Origin of the sequence: Planomicrobium sp. MB-3u-38 (assembly GCF_002836425.1) — a bacterium.
GTDB classification, from domain to species: Bacteria; Bacillota; Bacilli; order Bacillales_A; family Planococcaceae; genus Planococcus; species Planococcus okeanokoites.
In genome coordinates this window covers 114,644-133,371 of the sequence record NZ_PJBO01000001.1, presented here as the reverse complement: position 1 = coordinate 133,371, position 18,728 = coordinate 114,644, and the positions used below count along the sequence as shown (strand labels likewise).

The window sequence follows — 18,728 nt, the reverse complement described above, 5'->3', positions numbered from 1 at the left end:
CTAATCGCGCATAAAATTTTTTAATCGCGCGTATTTTCTCTTAATCGCGCATATTTTCTTCTAATCGCACGCATTTCATTTTAATCGCACGCAAACCGCCTTTCCCCGATTAAGTCTTCTCTTCAACCCACACATCCCCTCTCCAAAAACCCCAAAACCCTCAAAAACCAAAAAGGAAGCTTTTCGCTGCGCGAAAAGCCTCCCATTTCAATTCCTAATTACATTTCCAACGTCGTTTTCGGTTTGCGCACAAGGCACATGATGCCGGCTACCAGATAGAAAATACCGGCAATGACGCCGACGCCTGTTGTAACGAACGAGACGATAACTGCAGTGGCGATGAAGATGATGCCGGCGATGACCGGCTTACGGTTGCCTTTCAGCAAGACCATGGCAATGATTCCAAGAACGATTGCACCGATGGCTGATGCCAGAAGCACCCATCCGCCTGCACCCATCAAGTCAATCATTGCATCGAACTCATCCATTGTCAGATCCGTCGTCGGGTCGCCTGTCCCCGTCATCGTTTCTTCCATTAGTTCTCGATTGTTCTGCATCCAGAGCATGAATCCTCCAATTGCCGCCATAAATGCATAACCTAACGCTCCAATAATTCCTAATACGATTTCTGCTGTACGTTTCATTATTCATTCCTCCTAAATGTTTTATTCAAAGTTAAGCTTTAATTTCCTGCTACGTCCCGTTTCGTAAAGGCTGCCCACGCTGCGCCCATGAAGATGGCGAAGTAGACCAGCAGCACGATGATCGAGAAGGTCATCGACATTCCAGAAATCATCGGTTCCGTACCGTTTGTGTATTGTGCCAGGTTGGTGTTAGCGAACAGGATGAATTTCGACCATTCGTATTGCGACAGGAACGCGACAATCGTGTTGCCTGCCATCATCAGGAAGATCGCCAGGCCGATTGCCATGCCGCTGCTTCTGAATATTGCCGAAATCATAAAGGCGAAAGTCGCCATCATCACCAGTGTGACGATACTGAAGCCGTAAGATTTCGCGATTTCACCCAATACGTCATTATATGCGTAGCCTGGCATCATGTCCTGCACGATCATCGGATTCAAGCCGTTCAATCCGAATAATACTGCGCCGACTAACCAGGACGCCAATAGCAGGAATACGAGCAATGTTAAAGCGAATATCAATACGGATACATATTTGGACAATAAAATCTTCGTCCGCGAAATCGGGCGGATCAGCAGTAATTTGATGGTGCCCCATTTAAATTCGTTTGAAATGATGCCCGCTGCCACGATAATCGTGAACAGGCTGATGACTGAAGTCAGGAAACTGTTTTCAAGCACATATTCCCAGCCGTCATAAGGCTGCGGCTTGATGTTATTTTCGAGATGGTAATTGTTTTCGGCAATAATCATGTCATTCATGAAGCCGCCGAATTCTTCATTCGCCATTTCAGCAGTCAGCTGCGCATTTTCTTCCTGCAATTCCGTTTGCCAGCCATCCCCGTACTCTTTGAAATCCGATTCGGTTCCGAAAAATTTTGTAATAAGTCCGCCGCCGATGGCAATGACGAGGATTACCGCAAACATGACCCACGTACCTTTTTTCGCATACAGTTTGATCTGTTCATTCCAGATCAGCTTCATGAAATTACTCAATAGTATTCTCTCCAATCAGGTCAAAGAATTTATCTTCCAGCGTCGCCTGCAGGACACGCACCCCGTAGATGCTGATGCCCAGTTCCATCAGGTTTTTCAAAATCTGTGGAATCTCTTCACGTTTGACCGACATGGAAAGTTCCTTGCTGCCCACACCGACTGCATTCGGCAGATGGGTATCGAGATAGGTCTTCGCTGTTTCCATCGGCTCGACCTCGATATAGACTTCTTTCAGTGCTTCTTCGTTTTCAACGGTCCGCACTTCTTCAATGGCAATCAATTCACCGTTCTTGATGACGCCGATCCGGTCGCACATCAATTCGATTTCCGTCAACAAGTGGCTGGATACGATAACCGCCACATTCTCTTTTTCCGCAAGATTGCGTATGTATTTCCGGATTTCACGGATTCCTGATGGATCCAGCCCATTTGTCGGCTCATCCAGTATCAAAATCGACGGTCCATGCAATAAAGCTTGAGCGATTCCAAGACGCTGGCGCATACCAAGTGAGTAACGCCCCGCTTTTTCGTGTATCGCCTTTTCCAGTCCAACCAGAGAAACCACTTCTTTGATCCGCTCATCCGTTACGCCTTCGACCATCCGCGCATATTGCTTCAGATTCTTCCAGCCACTCAGGAATGGATACATCTCCGGATTTTCAACGATAGCGCCGACATGCTGGATCGCCCCTTTGAAATCGGTTTTGATGCTTTTGCCTTCAATCAGCACATCGCCTTCTGTGATGTCGATCAGTCCAACCATCATCCGTATCGTTGTCGTCTTTCCTGCTCCGTTCGGCCCTAAAAACCCGAACACTTCGCCTGCCCTGATATCAAAATCCAGTCCTTTGATAATCGGCTTGCTGCCAATCGTCTTTTTTAAATTCACCAATTGCATTGCCGGCTTCGACATGATGTGCACCTCCGTATTTTACTTTCCACTCTTTTCTACGAACCAACAGGAAGAAAGTTCCCATAAATGGTAATTCTCCTAAAAATTATTGGATACAGAAAATTTAAGGCGGTGAAAATAGGTGGATACAAAAACTCAAAAAAGTACGTCTCCCTCACTGAAGACGTACTTTTTTAGCGGCATTGCTTATTACGTTAATTAACTCTGATGCTGCGGACGCGTGTTTTCCGGCTTTTTGATCCAGTGGCGCAAGCCTTTTCCGGCATACGGTTCATCGTTGTAACGCGGAATGATATGAAAATGGCTGTGCAGAATCGATTGATTCGACGCTTCGCCGACATTCCAGCCGAGCGTGAAGCCGTCAGGCGAATATTCCTGCTTCAGATATTCCTGCGCCTGCTGCATCAATTCGTAAGTGTCATTCCATTCTTCCTTCGTCAATTCAAATGTGTTCACGCGATGGGTTTTGGGAATGATGATGCCGGATCCTTCCAACACACCTTGATGACGGTCATGCTGCAAAAAGTAGCATGTATCGTTTTCAAGGATGATATGCTGTTCCGGGTCATCCGCGAAATTACAGTATGGGCAATCCTCTTTATAATTCATTGTTTTCTCCCCTATCTCTTTTTCAATGAAGCATTTGCCTGGCCGCCGTGGAATATGCGCAGAATGAAATCACGCTCCGGCACCTGCAGTTTGTCATATGCCTCAAGAAACTTTTTATTGTCATAGGCAGCCGATTTTATTTCCACTTCAAAGCCCTCTTCTTTCGCTTCGATGATGGCATACGGTGCTTCCGGTTTATCGTTGCAGCCGAGAGCACCGGGGTTCAGGTAAATCGTCCGGTCGTTATGGAAAAAATGCTGCGGATGGTGATGGCCGAAGCAAATGAGACTTTCATCGTGGCCGCTGAACATTTTTTCAGCGTTGCCAAGATTCGGCTCGACGATCTGTGAGAACGGATCCTCGCTGATCGGCATTGCCGTTTTACGGTTTTCCATATGATAATGTGTGAAAAGCACACGATGTCCGCTGAATTCTTCACGGATGACGCGCGGCAATTGCTCAAGCTTCCCGATAAACTTCGCGTCCATATTATCCGCAATCCATTGATGGTGAGCAAGGACGTGAAGATGGCTTCTCGGATATTCGCGGCCTGCTGCGAGCGCCAGGACAGCTTCATCGTGGTTGCCGGTGAGCATCGATACGTCGTTCCGGTCAAACAGGATACCCAGAACTTCATCCGTTTCGTGGCCGATTGCAATCATATCGCCCAGACAATAAATATGGCTGACATCACCAGCAGCGTCGATTTCAGCAAGCACCGCTTCCAAAGCGCCGGCGTTGCCGTGGACATCCGTTATCACTGCAAATTTCATGGCTGGATTCCTCCATTTTTCATTTCTTCCCTGCTGTTACGAAACATCCGTGTTTGCTTTTGACAGAATGATGACGCCTCCACAATGCGACACGGGGTGAAATTCACTGTGGCAGATGTGACTGATCGATGCTTTAAACTCGTCGTAGGCAAAGTAGAACTCATCCTCGTCCCAGTAAGAAATACTGTCCAATCGGCATTGCGCCAGATCTTTGCGCGTACGGAACGCGATATCGCCAATATAGATCTTGCCGTCCGCCTTCAGGCGCGCCAGCAAAGTTTCGATAAATACCGTTTTCTCTGCATCCGTCAGATGGTGCAGCGCATAAGTGCTGACGATCGTATCATAATGGCTGCTGGCAATCGGTTCCGGCAGACCTTCAGTGATGTCCGCTTGCAGGAGACGTGCTTTCGGCATCTTCTGCTGCGCGATGGCGATCATTTCCTCCGAAAAATCGATGCCGTCGATATGGTGGCCATTTTCGCATAGTTTTGCCGCTAATATGCCTGTCCCGAATCCGATGTCCAGCACATGCGATTGTTCTTTCTGCATCGCTTCATTGAAGATCAAATTCAATATTTCCTTATATCCTGCAAACGGATATTCGTTGTTTTCTTCGCTCAATTGAACGGTGCGGTCGTAATCGTTTGCCCACAAATCAAAGCCTTGCTTATTTAACATGTATGTATTCCTCCGTTGATCTTGATTACCTAAATTTTAACATAAATCGGGTGGGACAGTTATTTGCGAACCTCTTTATTCCTACCCCTCCAACCACTTCTCAGCAGATTCCAGAAACCCTTCCTCTCCCCAGTCGAGTATGGCCTTCAGTTCACCGATCTCTTCAATTTTGCTTTGAAAGAAATTATTTCCCAGGAAATATGCGAGCCGATCATAGCCGAAACGCTTGCCGCCGTTGATGGAGAACCATTCCTTGAATAGCTCCGCCGAATCGAGTGTCCGGTAATCTTCCGCGAATGCCCGTTTTATTTCAGCGGTATTTTGGACCGCAAAATCCAGCCATTCGCCGCCTTCGCTGTCGAATGAATAATAGACGGCCGCATTCAGACCGGCTGCAGTCTTTCTCGAAAAATGCGTGGCCGCGCCTTCCTGATAAATCCAAGTCAGCGGGTGGGTCCAGTCAACCCGGCTCCAGTCGATATCTGCCCTGTCAGAAATGATGTGATGTGCCGCATGGCCGAACTCATGCGCGGCGATAACCCGCAAATGGTCCGGCTCCGGCGACAGTTTTTCAAGCGCGAAGCTGATATTCGGGATCAACGCCCGGTATGTATAGGCATTCGAGCCAAAGCCTCCGACAAGCAGATTGACATCCACCGGAAACGTGATGCCGTAAAGCCGTTCGTAGGCTGTAGCGGTTTCTTCTATTAAGGCAGGCAGCCGCCACCGGGCGGCTTCGATTCCATCCATCGCTTTTGGGTATTTACGGATCGACTGCTGATGGCGTTCTTCCGTGTCCTTGCAATGATAGGCGAAATATTCGGCGAAAATTTCCGGATATTCGTTATAATAACTTCTTAAAAACGCAGTGGTCCCATCGTAATTCTTCAAGAAATAACCTGCTGTGTCGACGATTTTCACCATTCGATCGCCCGCCTTGTCCTATAATTTTCTGATCGACTCCTCCAACGCCTCTTCCTGAACGCCGTCCCATCGCTTATGCACTTCAAATGTGCCATCTTCAAAAAATAATGGAAAGCGTTCACGGAACCATCCTTGCATCGGCAGCTTCAGCGCTTCTGCCACTGGCACCCACTTCAACTTTCCTTCCGGCGGATTTACCAGCAGCTCGCCTTCAAATTCCACTGCTATGTAATTGAACACCATATAACGTGAACCCTCACTGAGGTCAGTGAATTCATCCAATCCTTTATAAATCAGCCTGGTGACAGTCAATCCCGTTTCTTCTTTCACTTCACGGATGGCGCCTTCGGCAATCGACTCCGGAAAATCCACTTTTCCGCCGGCTCCGATATAACCCGGAAACCCTTTTTCAGGCGGCCGCTCAATCAGCAGCACCCTATCGCCGTCGAGTACAAGACACATCGTCATCAAAGTTATGTTGGAGCCATCAGCCATTGCCATTCACCCGCAACGCCTTCCATTCCGGTTCAAGCAGCGAAAAAATCAGCGCGTCGTGCGAGGTTCCCCGCTGGAATAAATAACCGCGCAATACCCCTTCCTGCTTGAACCCCAGTTTTTTCAGCATGGTGTTTGAAGCATCGTTCGCAGGATATGTGACAGCACCCATCCGGTAGAGCCCCAATTCTTCGAACGAATAACGGAGCACTTCAAGCACGGCTTCTTTCGCCAGCCCCCTGCGCCAGAAATCCGGATGCAATTCATAGCCGATCTCCGATTTCTTTGCTCCCGGATTTAAATTATTCAGCCCGATTGTACCGATAAACTCACCGGTCTCTTTCAGTTCCAGCCCCCAGCGATAACTGCGCTGAGCTTCGAAGCCGACTTGAAACGCCGACACCATTTTTTCAGCAATGTGGCGGTCTTGAAGACTGTCCATTCCGTAATACTCCGTTACTTCGTCTTTGGATAAGATGCCGAACAGCGCATCGATATGCTCGGGACCAATTTGAACCAGGCGAAGACTTGGTGTTTCCAATACAGGAAATTTCATTTCCATTCCTCCTTGTGGATTGCATATACATAAGCGGCTCTGCCGGATATCAGACTCTCTTTCTCCAGCTTCATGCCGCAATTTTCAGCAACCCGCTGCGATGCTTTATTGTCAGGATGGATCAATGACACAGCACGCTTTTTGCCGAGTTCACCGAAAGCATAATCCCGCAGGGTCTTTGCCGCTTCAGTCGCGTAGCCTTGTGACCAATAATCCTTAGCAACCCAGTAGCCGATTTCCCATTCATCGGCGCCGTCCACTTTTTGCGGGACGAGTCCGGCATGGCCCACTGGCTCCCCGTCGCTCCTCCGCTCCAGCAATAACAGCCCTGTTGCCGGATCATCCTTATACCCCTGATAAACCCAGTAAAGAAAACGCAGCGCTCCGTCCCTATCCCGCGTTTCGCCGTTTCCGACATATTTCACCATTTCGGGATCCGCTGCCATGCCATGCAAAAAAGCGAAATCCCCATCCACATAACGGCGAAGAACTAAACGTTCCGATTCGATTTTCATAACTTCCACCTCTTAATGCCGCTTTATTCCTGAAGCCACTTCCACTTTCGGCCATTTTTCTGCCCACTTCTTGGATTCGACCCGTTGATGATAAATCTCCATCAATCGCTCGTCTTTTTCAAAAGCCGGAGTCGGACAAACTTTCATGCGAATTAAATCATCCATACCGTGCGGCGCCGTCAATTCAAGCTCGCCATGCTCATCCAGCTTCGCTCCTAACGCAGTCGCCGTTTCCGGGAATTGCGAAATGGCGTCGACTGCGGACCGGTAAGGCGGCAAAGCATTGACTTCGTGCATTCGTGCCTGATTCTTTACCGACCACGGCAAGCCCGGCATCAGCCGGCCCAACTGACGTTCGTAGTCTTTCTCCAGTTCTTCGTCCAAATCATTTTCATCAAAATAAATGACGTCGATGTCGCCCAAAGGCGTTCTATCCGCATAACCGTGAAGATGATTCCAAAATTTGGAACGCACAAAGCCAGCGCACACCCACCAATCCGGCAATTGCAGCGACTCTGCTATACGCAGCACTTCCATCATCCATCCGTCTTTTTCAATGAGATTCAAAATGTCTTCTTTCGTTTTCATCCCGCATCTCCCGCTCCATCAATAGTTCCACTTCTTTATTCGTCTTCCGGATTGATGATTGCCATGACCACGTGATCTTGCCACTGGCCATTGATCTGCACATTTTTGCGGGCAAGCCCTTCCCGTTCGAACCCAGCCTTTTCAAGCGCGCGGATTGACGGGGCATTATGGGGCATGACACCGGCTTCAATCCGGTGAAGTCCAAGTTCCTGGAAAGCGTAATCCGCAGCGAGCCGGATCGCTTCTGTCGCATAGCCTCTGCCATTGAATTTCTTGTCGACTACATAACCGATCATACTGCTTTGCAGCGGTCCGCGGAAAATCCGGAAAAGGTTGATCGAGCCCACCAATCGGCCGGTTTCATTCTCCACAATCGCAAAATTATACTCCCGGCCAGCTTCGCGGTTCTCCGTGCTTTGTTCGATCACTTCTTTTTGCATCAATAGAGTATAGAAATCTTCGCCGGTAATGACGGAGAATTCTTTGAAGAACTCTTTGTTGTCCAGTTCCATCTGCAATTTCGCTTCCGCGTCGTCCAGCGTCAAAAAACGGATATGAACTTTTTCTCCCCGCATCGTACCGTCTCCTCTTCCTTGTCCATCCGGACAAAATCATGCTAAAAGAACAAAAAGATGTTCCACGTGAAACATTTCAGTTATTCTTCATACGTTTTTCGGAATCCATAAAAAGCACGGAACTTTTTTGTTTCATAATACGTTCTAGACGTGCTGTTGGCGAGCAATTCCATCCGTGTTCCAGGATATAAATCATGGATATGCTGCATTAATTTCCCGCCAATTCCAGTGCCCCGCCTGCTTTTCTCTATAATTAATTCGCATACAAATAGTGTCACTGCTCCGTCCGTCAGCGCGCGCAGACAGCCGACCAATTGGCCATCCTGCTCCGCCACTACGGCCAGATTCGACCCTTGCCATGCCGCTTTGGTCTGTACATGATTCGCCACCAGATTGCTCCAGCCTTCCTGTTCATTGAGCTGATGGATCGCCTGGAAATCCGGCTCTTCATATGGACGAATCTTCAGCTCCTGCTGTTCCTGCATGTTGGGATTCCCACCTTTCATAACTTGCCTTCTTTAATCCAACTCCGTATCCGGAAACTGCCGCCCACTGTCACAAGCCCCAGCATTAACGCCAGCATGATGCAGATGATAAATTGGTTTATTTCCTGCATTCCTTCAGTATTTAAGACAATGAATACCAGCAAACCGATCAGTAAAAAATACATCAGCACATTCGGCAGGATCCACCCCAGTCTCATCGTTTTATTTTTCATCTAAATTCATCCTTTGCTTAAAATAATGGAATATCCGGGAACATGAAACCGGCGAAACTCAGGATAAGCAGGATGATCAAAGGAAATTCAAGAAGTGTGAAAATGTACTCCCTCGGATTTTCTGCATATTTCCGTTCCATATAAGCCTTGTAGAGAGTGACGATCAACGCCGCGACGACAGAGGCGTAGATCGGATACAGCGCACCATGTTCATATCCATAGATTAATGCAGCAACCATCCCCACAGTCCCGGCTATATTCAAGTAAAATTCCACTTTTTCATGCCTGGCATTCACATAATTCGCTTTGAATATATTCCGTTTCTCGACACCCAACACTTTCTTCAGGAACAGATTGACGAGAAACAGGATTGCAACCATACCCAATAGAAATAAAACAAATTTCCACTCAAAGTCCAGAGGCAGCCATGTACGGGAGTAGTCCGGATGATCATCAAACATGCAATTCTTCCTCGGTTTCCGGCTTGGATCTGAGCAATAGCACAAATGACAGGACGCAAGTCATCAATAAGCCGAAGCCCGTAAGAATGCCGCCAAGGATAAGGAATTGGTTGATGCCGGCTTCGTAGATCATATTGTATTGAGCTGTATCCATCATACCGTCATTACGGTTAATTTCGGCAGAAGCGAGTGACTGTCCCCTGGAGCCGCTGTTGAAGATCATGAGCAAGCCGATGATGATGCTGATACCAGAAATTGCATAAGCGAAAGTAAGATAGTTCTTATTCATCTAAATCATCCTCTCCATCGATATCAGCCGCTGAATTCCGCTGCCGCACGTCCTGCGACTCTGCCGGAAAACAGGCAGCCGCCGAGGAATGTCCCTTCGAGTGAACGGTAGCCGTGCACTCCGCCGCCGCCAAAACCGGCGACTTCTCCTGCGGCGTATAATCCCGGAATCGGCTGGCCGGCGTCATTCAGGACGCGTGAGCTTAAGTCCGTCTGCAGTCCGCCGAGCGTTTTGCGGCTGACGATATTCAAGCGCACTGCGATGAGGGGACCGTTTTTTGGATCCAGTATTTTATGCGGCGCAGCGACGCGGATCAAACGGTCGCCCCTGTAATTCCGGGCTCCGCGCATCGCCGTCACCTGCAAATCTTTCGTGAATGTATTGTCCAGCTGACGGTCACGCGCAGCAATTTGCCGTTCGATTTCTTTCAGATCGATCAGGTTTTCGCCGGTCAGCTCGTTCATTCCGGACACCAGATCGGGCAGATTATCCGCGACAATAAAATCTTCGCCTTTATCCATGAAAGCCTGGACTGGCGCTGTTGCGCCTTTTTTCACCCGTGACAGCACCTGCGGAATGCTTTTTCCGGTTAAATCCGGATTCTGCTCAGAACCTGACAGCGCAAATTCCTTTTCAATGATTTTTTGTGTCAGAATAAACCAGGAATAGCTATAGCCTGTTTTTTGAATGGTTTCGAGTGTGCCCAACGTATCGAATCCTGGAAAATTCGGCGCCGGGAAGCGCTTGCCTGTCGCGTCGAACCACAGTGACGAGGGTCCCGGAAGAATGCGGATGCCGTGGCGGCTCCATACCGGATTCCAGTTTTTGATGCCTTCCGTGTAATGCCACATGCGGTCGCGGTTAACGAGGCGACCGCCTGTCTGTTCCGTAATCGCGAGCATCCGGCCGTCGACATGTTCCGGCACACCGGATAACATGTCCTGCGGCGCTTCGCCGAGCCGCTCCGGCCAATTTTTGCGGATTAATTCGTGATTGCCGCCGATGCCACCGCTTGTGACGATTACCGCTTTGGCGTTGTATGTAAAGTCTCCGATTTTATTGCGTGAACTCACTTCTCCCCTGGCCGCTTCGCTCGGTTCCAGAATCGATCCATGGATACCGGTGACGCCAGCGCCTTGGGTCAATAAGCCGTCCACTTGATGGCGCGGCCGATATTCGACGAGACCGCTTTTCATGTGTTCGCGAACGCGGCGTTCGAACGGCGCGACAATTCCTGGACCCGTGCCCCACACGATATGGAACCGCGGCACTGAATTGCCATGGCCTTCGGCGAGATAGCCGCCCCGCTCGGCCCAGCCGACGACAGGGAAGAATTTCACACCCATTTTTGCAAGCCATTCCCGTTTTTCACCGGCAGCAAAATCGACATACGCCTTCGCCCATTTCAATCCCCAATAATCTTCATCGCCTGTCCGGTCAAAGCCTGCTGCGCCAAGCCAGTCCTGCCACGCCAGCTCTTTCGAATCTTTGATTCCCATACGCCGCTGTTCCGGCGAGTCGATCAGGAATAATCCCCCAAATGACCACCAGGCCTGTCCGCCGAAAGACGCTTCCGGTTCCTGGTCCACCAATAACACTTTCCTGCCGGCATCCGCCAACTCCGCTGTTGCCGTCAATCCCGCCAATCCGGCCCCCACTACGATCACATCGAACTCCATCCACGCTTCCCCCTTGGTGATGCTGTTTCTGCTAATATCGTATCATTTTGAGCTGGTATATTATAGTTAATAATTTTTGTTTTCTGACAATGAAGGCAGTGATGAGCCAGGATATATTAGCCAATATTTTTTACAAAGAAGCTGCATCGGTTTCTTGGAGGAGAATTTCTGCTGAACGCACGCAAGTTGCTCTTAATCGCACGCATTTCGATTTAATCGCACGCAAACCGGTCTTAACCGAACGCAAATAATATTAATCGCCCGCAAATTCATTGTGCTAAGAATTTCTCGTATTCTAAATAATATAAAGAAAGTATTCCCAGCGAACCACTCCGATTCCCTACTATAAACTTGGCCTAGTTTTAATAATTCTTCGCTGGCGCAAGAGTCCATGTGCTGAGCCCGGAAATTTTATCCATAATTAATTTTAAAAGACTCATAATTAAACTTTTTAAGTAATAATTCGTCTAAACGCGCATAAGTATTTTTAATCGCGCGCAAATCCATTTAATCGCGCGTATTTTATTTTAATCGCGCATAAAACTCTCTAATCGCGCATAAGTGTTAATTTCAACAGAAGCTGAACAGGAGGGAAAATAATAAAGAAAATATTTCCAGACGTCACCTCGCGTCGACTCAACTCCCCCTCTACCAAAACCCCCTTGATATGAAAAAACCTTCGCTCCCGCGAAGGTTTCCTCCAACACCGGATGTTTTCCGCCATGCGTAAAACTTCCACTATCGGCTTTTATTAAATCTCTCTTCTTTTCCTGCTTTAATTGCCAACAAAAAATCCGGCACCCCATCTAACCGGGGCACCGGATTTTATTCGCATCAGCCCAGATGTTTACGCTGGAAGTCGGCGATGCTTGCGTATTCGTCTGTTAGCAGGCGTGACAGCCGGATGAAAATCGGCAGCAGTTCCTTGTAGATTTCGGTGCAGTCCGGATCTGGTTCATGGGTATGCGTGTGGCCGATCATGTCGCCGACAATGCTGAAGTCGTCGATTTCACCGAGCGCATACATGCCGAGAACGACGGCGCCGAGGCAGGAGCTTTCAAAGCTTTCGGGAACGGTGACGGGCTGGCCGAAGATATCGGCCATCAACTGGCGCCACATTTCCGAACGGGCAAAGCCGCCGGACGCTTTGATGAGTGTCGGTTCGCCGGTCAATTCCTCGACCGCAAGCAACACGGTGTACAGGTTATAAACGATGCCTTCGAGCACGGCGCGGATCATATGCTGCTTTTCGTGATGGATGCTCAGGCCGAAAAACGAGCCGCGGGCATTGGAATCCCACAGCGGTGCGCGTTCACCCGTCAAATAGGGATGGAACAGCAGACCGTCGGATCCCGGATTGACGGTCGAAGCGATGCGCGTCAGTACGTCATACGGATCGATGCACAGTCGTTTGGCCGTTTCGACTTCAGCCGCGGCGAATTCGTCGCGCAGCCAACGGAGAATGATGCCGCCATTATTGACCGCTCCACCGATGACCCAATGGTCGGCGGTGAGCGCGTAACAGAACGTCCGCCCTTTCGGATCGGTTTTCGGCACCGGAGAAACGGTGCGCACAGCGCCGCTTGTGCCGATCGTGACAGCGACGACACCCGGATCGATGGCGCCGACCCCAAGATTGGCGAGTACGCCGTCACTTGCGCCGATAATGAACGGCACGTCTTTAGGAATTCCCATGAAAGCAGCATATTCTGACGCTAAGCCGCTCAAGGGGTGCGTCGTCGGCACCGGTTTCGGCAACTGGCCGGCATAGATTCCGGCAACTTCAAGCGCACCGCTGTCCCAATCGAGATTCTCGAGATTGAACAGGCCGGTCGCTGAAGCGATGGAATGGTCGACGACATATTCGCCGAATAATTTATGGAACACGAAGCTCTTGATGTCTGCGAACATCTCCGTTTGATCAAAAATCTCTGGCTTATCTTCTTTCAGCCAGACGATTTTAGCTAACGGCGACATGGCATGGATCGGTGTGCCCGTACGCAGGTAAATCGCATGGCCGTCCATTTCTTCCTTGATGCGGGTGGCGTGTTTGGAAGCACGCGAATCCGCCCAGGTGATGCTTTCCGTCAATAATTGATCCTCTGCGCCGACCGCAATCAGGCTGTGCATCGCCGAACTGAACGATACCAATTTCAGCGTTGCCGGGTCGATGGCGCTTTTGCGGATCGTTTCCCGCACTGTGCCGAGAACCGCGCGGAAAATCTCTTCCGGATCCTGTTCCGCCGTCAGCGGCGTCGGCGTGTGCAGCGGATAGAAAATCGTCTCCGTCGCCAGCACCTGTCCCGCTTTATTGAACAGAACGGCTTTCGTCGAAGTCGTCCCGATGTCCACTCCAAGATAATGTGATGGTTCAGCCATTGGAACCCTCCTCTTCTGATACTCAAATTATACGCGAATAAAATATGGGTTGCCTTCAGTTTTTATTTCTTCACCACAGCATGCCCGCCAAATTCGTTGCGCAGTGCCGCGACGACTTTGCCTGTGAAGGTGTCGTCCTCCTGTGAACGGTGGCGCATCATCAATGACATGGTGATGACCGGTGCTGCGACTTGCAGATCGAGTGCCGTCTCGACGGTCCACTGGCCTTCGCCGGACGAGTTCATGACGCCTCGGATGCCGTCGAGGTTGGCGTCTTTTGAAAACGCGTTTTGTGTGAGGCCCATCAGGTATGAGCTGATGATGGAACCGTTGTCCCATACGCCTGCCACTTCTTCATAATTGTAATCGAACTGGCTTTTACTGAGGATATCGAAGCCTTCCGCAATCGCCTGCATCATGCCGTATTCGATGCCGTTGTGGATCATTTTCAGGAAATGGCCGCTGCCGGCTTTGCCTGTGTACAGGTAGCCGTTTTCAACGGAGATGTCCTTAAATACCTGTTCGATATCCTTGAATTTCTGTTCGTCTCCGCCGATCATCGAGCAGATGCCGTGGCGCGCGCCTTCTGTGCCGCCGCTCGTGCCGCAATCGAAGAAATAAATTCCGTGCTCCTGCAGCATTGCTGCGCGGCGCAGCGTATCTTTGTAATTCGAGTTGCCGCCGTCGATCAATGTATCGCCTTTTTCGAGTAAAGGCAGCAGTTCGCCGATCACTGTTTCCGTAATTTCGCCCGCCGGCACCATCAGCCAGATCGTACGCGGTGCTTTCAAGCTGCTTACCATCTCTTCTATAGAAGAAACCCGCTTGAAGCTATCCTCTTCAACTGTGGCAAAATTATCGTATCCGACCACTTGATGTCCGTGGTCCGCTAAGTTCAAGGCCAGGTTCAAGCCCATTTTTCCTAATCCAATCAAACCAATTTCCATTTCAATCGCCCCTTTGGGAATTTTTTTCCGTAGTGGTTTTATTATATCAAATTTTTTTCCTTACACAAGGGAAGTGTAGTATAATGTCAGTACGAAACGTGTCAGAAATGAGGAATTCACTTATGAAAGAACAAAAATTTGCGCAGGCGGCCATACGGGGCAATTATTCGCAGTTCAGCGACAAAGAAAAGAAAATCGCTGATTTCGTATTAAATGATCCGCGCAATATCATCCATTTGACGATCAACCAAATAGCAGACGAATTGAACATCGCGGAGTCCACGATCTTCCGCTTCTGCCAGCGCATCGGCTTTAAGGGTTTTCAGGCCTTTAAAATCTCCCTGGCTTCCGAAGTGGTGACGCCGCTGAAAGATATCCACGAACAGATCGAAGAAGGCGACGAAGTCAAAACGGTCGCTGAAAAAGTGTTCCGGTCCAATATCAAGACATTGGAAGCGACGCTGCAGATTGTGGACGGCGAAACAATCGAGCAAGCCGTCACGACGATCATGAACGCCCGCAAAGTCGAATTTTTCGGCAATGGCGGTTCTGCCAGCGTTGCGATGGACGGCTACCATAAATTCATTCGCCTTGGCTTGCCTGTGGCCATGAATCTCGATGCCCATGTCCAGGTGATGTCCGCATCCCAGATGAATGAGCAGGATGCTGCCATTGTCATTTCCCATTCCGGCTCGACGACCGATATTTTGGATGTGCTGCGTGTGCTGAAAAATAAAGGCGTCACCATCATCTGCCTGACAAACTTCGCGAAGTCCCCGTTGACCAAGGAATCGGATATTTGCCTTTACACGGTCTCTGAGGAAACCGATTTCCGCTCGGAAGCCTTGTCTTCCCGCATCGCGCAGTTGAGTCTGATCGATGCGCTGTACACCAACCTGATGATTAAGCGCGGCGATGACGGCAAACAATCGCTTCAGGATATGCGCGAAGCGATGTCGCATAAACGTTTATAGGAAAACAGACCTGCCGTTGGATGGCAGGTCTGTTTTTTTACGATCATACGGCGGTTTCGCTCTCTGTTTTATTCGCAGCGGGCTGCTCCTTGCTGACCAAAATGGCCAGACCGCTGCTGACGCCGAGTATCAGCAGGGAGCCGGTGATGATGACCGGGCGGATGGCCAGCAATTCGGCAGCCACGGCAAAGCAAAGTGTCAGCAGGATGACGAGGATCGCTTCAGCCATGCCGTAGATGCTGCCGATCCGGCCCATCATGGCAACGGGAATGTTTTCCTGATAGAAGGTTTGGAAGCCGGTGTTGGCAAAAGCAAGCGCAAACGCCAGGACAAAGAAGCCGATTGCGGCGCCTGTGAAATCCTCAGAAAAAGCATAGATGAGATAACCGGCTGATACGATTATCGCGCCCCCTCCCATCAGGAAAGAAACTGTCAGCCGATTGCCGAGCCCAGCGGCGACGAGCGATCCGCCAGCAATCCCGGCACCGGCGACACTCACGAGAAAGCCATATTGCTGTTCGCTCAAGCCAAGCACCAGAATCGAAAAAGAAGCTTCCAGCGAATCCAGCGCAGTCGCTAGCACCGTCACCGCGCTGAAAGTCAGATAAACTGCCGCTATATAACGGTTCCGCCTGCTGAAAGCGAGCACCGCAGCCAAATCGCTGCGAATCAGTTTCAGATTCAATGGCTCTTCGGAGCTGCCGGTTTTATTGCCATCGAGGTTCGGCAGAATGGCGGTCAGCATAGCCGCATGAAATAAAGCTGCGGCGTTGGTATAAAGGGCAAAGTCCGCACTGCCAACGGCTAGCAAGGTGCCGGCGACAGCTGGACCCAGCAAGAAAGCGCCGGAACCGACAAGGCTCCGAAAAGCGTTAAAGCGCTGGCGCTGCGAAGGCTTCAGCAGCAGGGTCACATAAGCCATCGACGTCGGGGCGAACATGGAGCCGGCGATGCCGAGCACGAAAACCGCGGCATAGATGGATGCCAGCGAGTCGAACAGCGGCAGCAGCAGAATGAGCGCTGCCCGTGCCAGGTCGAGCCGGATCAGCAGCTTGCGCTTATTCAGCCGGTCAATCAGGCTGCCCGCCCACATATTCGTGAAAATCGCGGCGAGCGGCACGGTCATATAGAGGCCTGCCACCGCCATCGCCGAATGATCCGCCATCGCCAGCACTTTGAGATTCAAGGCGATAAGGTAAATCCATTCTCCGATATTCGAAATGCCGACTGCCGCCAATAAAATCAATGGAGCTTTCCAATCAGATAATTTCGCCATAAAAAAAATCGCCTCCAAGACAATTCGTCTTGGAGGCGGTTCGGGTTCGCGGTGCCACTCCAGTTCACCGGCATGTCGCCATGCCAGTCTCATTAAGTACGACAGGACGCGCCTGCTTATACTTTTGCCCGGTAACAGGAGCTCCTGTCGCGCCACCCCCATTCGCTGGTTCCGGCACGCTGCTCAGAGACTTGTTTCAGCCGTCCGCCTCTCCCCTTTTCCAGCTGCCGGGGGTCTCTTGTGAAAGGTTGGAATCTGCTTACTCTTCTCTTCTTCGCATTTGGTTTTCAATAGGATAACATTGGGCACTAATAGTGTATAGGGTAAATTTTTGACTATAAAACCATCCTTTTGAGCAACGGCTTTGACAGCTGCCCGCCCTTCATCTACTGTAATGGGTAATTCCAAGTAATTTTATACGAATTAAACTATATTTCAATAATTTTTTGAAGGAGGCAGCATATGAAAGCCGTTTGGAGAAAATATACAGATACATCTTTAATAGTTAAAATCACCATCGCCCTGATCCTTGGAGTGATCGTCGGACTGCTGTTCGGCGAAGACGCTGCGGTGCTGGCGCCGCTCGGCGATCTGCTGCTGAATTTATTGACGTTCCTGATCATTCCATTGATCTTGTTCACCTTGATGGTCGGCGTCAATCAGAGCCGTCTCGGTGACCTCGGCCGCATGGGCGGAAAGGTATTCCTCTATTATGTTTTAAGTTCGGCGTTCGCCATCATCGTCGGGTTGACCGTCGCAACCCTGTTCCAGCCCGGCACCGGCATGACGCTTCCAGCCGATGAAACTTTTGAAACTCCTGAAAATCCCGGTGTCATCAATGTACTGTTGAATATCGTGCCATCGAATATCTTTACTGCGTTCACTGAAATGAATCTGCTCGGCATCATCTTCACGGCATTCGCGTTCGGGTTGGCGATCGCCTATATGCGCAGCTCAGCGGAATTCGGGGAACTCGGAGAACATCTTTATAAAACCGTCAACGGTCTGAATGAGGCCACCATCGTCGTCCTGAAAGTGATTCTGCAATATGTGCCAATCGGCGTTTTCGCCATCATGGCGGAAGTGGTCGGCAGCCAGGGGCTTGATACGCTGCTGTCACTCGGTGAAATGGTGCTCGTGCTGTATGTCGCCATCGCCGTGCAGATTGTGCTCTATACGCTGCTGTTAATTTTGATGAAAATAAAACCGGGCATCTTCTTCAGCCATGCGCGGACGCCGATTCTGACGGCGTTCGTCACGCAAAGCAGCTCCGGCACTTTGCCGCTGACATTGGAAGCGGCACGGGGACTCGGCTTATCAAAAAGTTTGTACGGCTTCAGCCTGCCGCTCGGCGCTACCATAAATATGGATGGAGCCGCCATCCGAATCGCCGTATCCGCCGCTTTTGCCGCTAATTTGACGGGCAATCCCTTATCCTTGCCGGATATGCTGATGGTGGTGCTCGTCGGTACGCTCGCTTCTGTTGGTACAGCCGGTGTGCCAGGAGCCGGAATCGTCATGATCGCCACCGTCTTCGCGCAGCTCGGACTGCCGATGGAAGCTGTTGCATTGCTGACTGCGATTGACGCACTTGTCGGCATGGGCGCAACGATGCTGAACGTAACCGGTGACCTTGTCGGCACGACTGTCATCGATAAAACCGAAAAGAAACGGCAGGCTGCAAAAGCGTAACGCAGCTGCCGTTTTTTTATTGGAACAGCGGGTATATTAAAAGAC

General features: G+C 50.1%; 22 protein-coding genes. 2 read left to right on the top strand and 20 right to left on the bottom strand.

The annotated features are described in order from the left end of the window. Positions 1 to 218: 218 nt before the first annotated feature. From CXF70_RS00760 to gnd, 19 genes are all read right to left on the bottom strand, one after another. Positions 219 to 644, bottom strand: coding sequence for a DUF4064 domain-containing protein (locus CXF70_RS00760; RefSeq protein ID WP_101801079.1), 426 nt, complete (start codon positions 642 to 644; stop codon positions 219 to 221). Between the two features lie 38 nt (positions 645 to 682). After that, the gene (locus CXF70_RS00755; protein WP_101801078.1) at positions 683 to 1,639 is read right to left on the bottom strand and encodes an ABC transporter permease; all 957 of its coding nucleotides are present in this window, start codon (positions 1,637 to 1,639) and stop codon (positions 683 to 685) included. Continuing rightward, complete coding sequence (locus tag CXF70_RS00750; protein ID WP_084243546.1) at positions 1,632 to 2,552, bottom strand: ABC transporter ATP-binding protein; 921 nt, start codon at positions 2,550 to 2,552, stop codon at positions 1,632 to 1,634. Before CXF70_RS00750 ends, CXF70_RS00755 begins: the two co-directional genes overlap by 8 nt. Positions 2,553 to 2,750: 198 nt before the next feature. Continuing rightward, complete coding sequence (locus CXF70_RS00745; protein ID WP_101801077.1) at positions 2,751 to 3,161, bottom strand: HIT family protein; 411 nt, start codon at positions 3,159 to 3,161, stop codon at positions 2,751 to 2,753. Between the two features lie 11 nt (positions 3,162 to 3,172). Then, the gene (locus tag CXF70_RS00740) at positions 3,173 to 3,934 is read right to left on the bottom strand and encodes a metallophosphoesterase family protein (protein ID WP_101801076.1); all 762 of its coding nucleotides are present in this window, start codon (positions 3,932 to 3,934) and stop codon (positions 3,173 to 3,175) included. Between the two features lie 36 nt (positions 3,935 to 3,970). Then, complete coding sequence (locus CXF70_RS00735) at positions 3,971 to 4,615, bottom strand: class I SAM-dependent methyltransferase (protein WP_101801075.1); 645 nt, start codon at positions 4,613 to 4,615, stop codon at positions 3,971 to 3,973. A gap of 81 nt (positions 4,616 to 4,696) precedes the next feature. Next, a complete protein-coding gene (locus CXF70_RS00730) occupies positions 4,697 to 5,539 on the bottom strand; it encodes a hypothetical protein (RefSeq protein ID WP_101801074.1) in 843 nt (280 codons plus the stop codon). Positions 5,540 to 5,557: 18 nt separating this feature from the next. Beyond that, positions 5,558 to 6,034 (bottom strand): 8-oxo-dGTP diphosphatase, encoded by a 477-nt coding sequence (locus CXF70_RS00725; RefSeq protein WP_101801319.1) that lies wholly within the window; start codon positions 6,032 to 6,034, stop codon positions 5,558 to 5,560. Then, positions 6,027 to 6,590, bottom strand: coding sequence for a GNAT family N-acetyltransferase (locus CXF70_RS00720; RefSeq protein ID WP_101801073.1), 564 nt, complete (start codon positions 6,588 to 6,590; stop codon positions 6,027 to 6,029). The genes CXF70_RS00725 and CXF70_RS00720 overlap by 8 nt, the downstream gene beginning before the upstream one ends. Further along, on the bottom strand, positions 6,587 to 7,105 hold the full coding sequence (locus tag CXF70_RS00715; protein ID WP_101801072.1) for a GNAT family N-acetyltransferase: 519 nt from the start codon (positions 7,103 to 7,105) through the stop codon (positions 6,587 to 6,589). The genes CXF70_RS00720 and CXF70_RS00715 overlap by 4 nt, the downstream gene beginning before the upstream one ends. Positions 7,106 to 7,117: 12 nt before the next feature. Continuing rightward, positions 7,118 to 7,693 (bottom strand): nucleotidyltransferase family protein, encoded by a 576-nt coding sequence (locus CXF70_RS00710; RefSeq protein ID WP_101801071.1) that lies wholly within the window; start codon positions 7,691 to 7,693, stop codon positions 7,118 to 7,120. A 35-nt stretch (positions 7,694 to 7,728) separates the two neighbouring features. Then, entirely contained in the window at positions 7,729 to 8,268 is a 540-nt protein-coding gene (locus tag CXF70_RS00705) for a GNAT family N-acetyltransferase (protein ID WP_101801070.1), read from the bottom strand. An 80-nt stretch (positions 8,269 to 8,348) separates the two neighbouring features. Continuing rightward, entirely contained in the window at positions 8,349 to 8,774 is a 426-nt protein-coding gene (locus CXF70_RS00700; RefSeq protein WP_233208502.1) for a GNAT family N-acetyltransferase, read from the bottom strand. Then, on the bottom strand, positions 8,771 to 8,986 hold the full coding sequence (locus CXF70_RS00695) for a hypothetical protein (protein WP_101801069.1): 216 nt from the start codon (positions 8,984 to 8,986) through the stop codon (positions 8,771 to 8,773). Before CXF70_RS00695 ends, CXF70_RS00700 begins: the two co-directional genes overlap by 4 nt. A gap of 17 nt (positions 8,987 to 9,003) precedes the next feature. Continuing rightward, a complete protein-coding gene (locus CXF70_RS00690) occupies positions 9,004 to 9,447 on the bottom strand; it encodes a DUF4181 domain-containing protein (RefSeq protein ID WP_084243536.1) in 444 nt (147 codons plus the stop codon). After that, entirely contained in the window at positions 9,440 to 9,736 is a 297-nt protein-coding gene (locus tag CXF70_RS00685; protein ID WP_101801068.1) for a hypothetical protein, read from the bottom strand. Before CXF70_RS00685 ends, CXF70_RS00690 begins: the two co-directional genes overlap by 8 nt. A gap of 23 nt (positions 9,737 to 9,759) precedes the next feature. Continuing rightward, positions 9,760 to 11,436 (bottom strand): FAD-binding dehydrogenase, encoded by a 1,677-nt coding sequence (locus tag CXF70_RS00680; protein WP_369916912.1) that lies wholly within the window; start codon positions 11,434 to 11,436, stop codon positions 9,760 to 9,762. 813 nt (positions 11,437 to 12,249) lie between these two features. After that, entirely contained in the window at positions 12,250 to 13,794 is a 1,545-nt protein-coding gene (gene gntK / locus CXF70_RS00670; RefSeq protein ID WP_101801065.1) for a gluconokinase, read from the bottom strand. Positions 13,795 to 13,856: 62 nt separating this feature from the next. Continuing rightward, a complete protein-coding gene (gnd, locus tag CXF70_RS00665) occupies positions 13,857 to 14,741 on the bottom strand; it encodes a phosphogluconate dehydrogenase (NAD(+)-dependent, decarboxylating) (protein ID WP_101801064.1) in 885 nt (294 codons plus the stop codon). 122 nt (positions 14,742 to 14,863) lie between these two features. Between gnd and CXF70_RS00660 the strand changes: the two genes are divergently transcribed. After that, on the top strand, positions 14,864 to 15,715 hold the full coding sequence (locus tag CXF70_RS00660) for a MurR/RpiR family transcriptional regulator (protein WP_101801063.1): 852 nt from the start codon (positions 14,864 to 14,866) through the stop codon (positions 15,713 to 15,715). A 43-nt stretch (positions 15,716 to 15,758) separates the two neighbouring features. Here CXF70_RS00660 and CXF70_RS00655 read toward each other — a convergent pair whose 3' ends face one another. Next, entirely contained in the window at positions 15,759 to 16,991 is a 1,233-nt protein-coding gene (locus CXF70_RS00655) for an MFS transporter (protein WP_158241136.1), read from the bottom strand. A 462-nt stretch (positions 16,992 to 17,453) separates the two neighbouring features. On the opposite strand from CXF70_RS00655, the gene CXF70_RS00650 reads away from it, so the two are divergent. Continuing rightward, on the top strand, positions 17,454 to 18,683 hold the full coding sequence (locus CXF70_RS00650) for a dicarboxylate/amino acid:cation symporter (RefSeq protein ID WP_101801061.1): 1,230 nt from the start codon (positions 17,454 to 17,456) through the stop codon (positions 18,681 to 18,683). The last annotated feature ends 45 nt before the right edge of the window (positions 18,684 to 18,728 follow it).

Excerpts from the sequence above, each read along its gene's own strand:
- CXF70_RS00760 (WP_101801079.1), bottom strand. The coding sequence starts at position 644 with ATGAAACGTACAGCAGAAATCGTATTAGGAATTATTGGAGCGTTAGGT.
- CXF70_RS00750 (WP_084243546.1), bottom strand. The coding sequence starts at position 2,552 with ATGTCGAAGCCGGCAATGCAATTGGTGAATTTAAAAAAGACGATTGGC.
- CXF70_RS00745 (WP_101801077.1), bottom strand. The coding sequence starts at position 3,161 with ATGAATTATAAAGAGGATTGCCCATACTGTAATTTCGCGGATGACCCG.
- CXF70_RS00740 (WP_101801076.1), bottom strand. The coding sequence starts at position 3,934 with ATGAAATTTGCAGTGATAACGGATGTCCACGGCAACGCCGGCGCTTTG.
- CXF70_RS00735 (WP_101801075.1), bottom strand. The coding sequence starts at position 4,615 with ATGTTAAATAAGCAAGGCTTTGATTTGTGGGCAAACGATTACGACCGC.
- CXF70_RS00730 (WP_101801074.1), bottom strand. The coding sequence starts at position 5,539 with ATGGTGAAAATCGTCGACACAGCAGGTTATTTCTTGAAGAATTACGAT.
- CXF70_RS00725 (WP_101801319.1), bottom strand. The coding sequence starts at position 6,034 with ATGGCTGATGGCTCCAACATAACTTTGATGACGATGTGTCTTGTACTC.
- CXF70_RS00720 (WP_101801073.1), bottom strand. The coding sequence starts at position 6,590 with ATGAAATTTCCTGTATTGGAAACACCAAGTCTTCGCCTGGTTCAAATT.
- CXF70_RS00715 (WP_101801072.1), bottom strand. The coding sequence starts at position 7,105 with ATGAAAATCGAATCGGAACGTTTAGTTCTTCGCCGTTATGTGGATGGG.
- CXF70_RS00710 (WP_101801071.1), bottom strand. The coding sequence starts at position 7,693 with ATGAAAACGAAAGAAGACATTTTGAATCTCATTGAAAAAGACGGATGG.
- CXF70_RS00705 (WP_101801070.1), bottom strand. The coding sequence starts at position 8,268 with ATGCGGGGAGAAAAAGTTCATATCCGTTTTTTGACGCTGGACGACGCG.
- CXF70_RS00700 (WP_233208502.1), bottom strand. The coding sequence starts at position 8,774 with ATGAAAGGTGGGAATCCCAACATGCAGGAACAGCAGGAGCTGAAGATT.
- CXF70_RS00695 (WP_101801069.1), bottom strand. The coding sequence starts at position 8,986 with ATGAAAAATAAAACGATGAGACTGGGGTGGATCCTGCCGAATGTGCTG.
- CXF70_RS00690 (WP_084243536.1), bottom strand. The coding sequence starts at position 9,447 with ATGTTTGATGATCATCCGGACTACTCCCGTACATGGCTGCCTCTGGAC.
- CXF70_RS00685 (WP_101801068.1), bottom strand. The coding sequence starts at position 9,736 with ATGAATAAGAACTATCTTACTTTCGCTTATGCAATTTCTGGTATCAGC.
- gntK (WP_101801065.1), bottom strand. The coding sequence starts at position 13,794 with ATGGCTGAACCATCACATTATCTTGGAGTGGACATCGGGACGACTTCG.
- gnd (WP_101801064.1), bottom strand. The coding sequence starts at position 14,741 with ATGGAAATTGGTTTGATTGGATTAGGAAAAATGGGCTTGAACCTGGCC.
- CXF70_RS00660 (WP_101801063.1), top strand. The coding sequence starts at position 14,864 with ATGAAAGAACAAAAATTTGCGCAGGCGGCCATACGGGGCAATTATTCG.
- CXF70_RS00655 (WP_158241136.1), bottom strand. The coding sequence starts at position 16,991 with ATGGCGAAATTATCTGATTGGAAAGCTCCATTGATTTTATTGGCGGCA.
- CXF70_RS00650 (WP_101801061.1), top strand. The coding sequence starts at position 17,454 with ATGAAAGCCGTTTGGAGAAAATATACAGATACATCTTTAATAGTTAAA.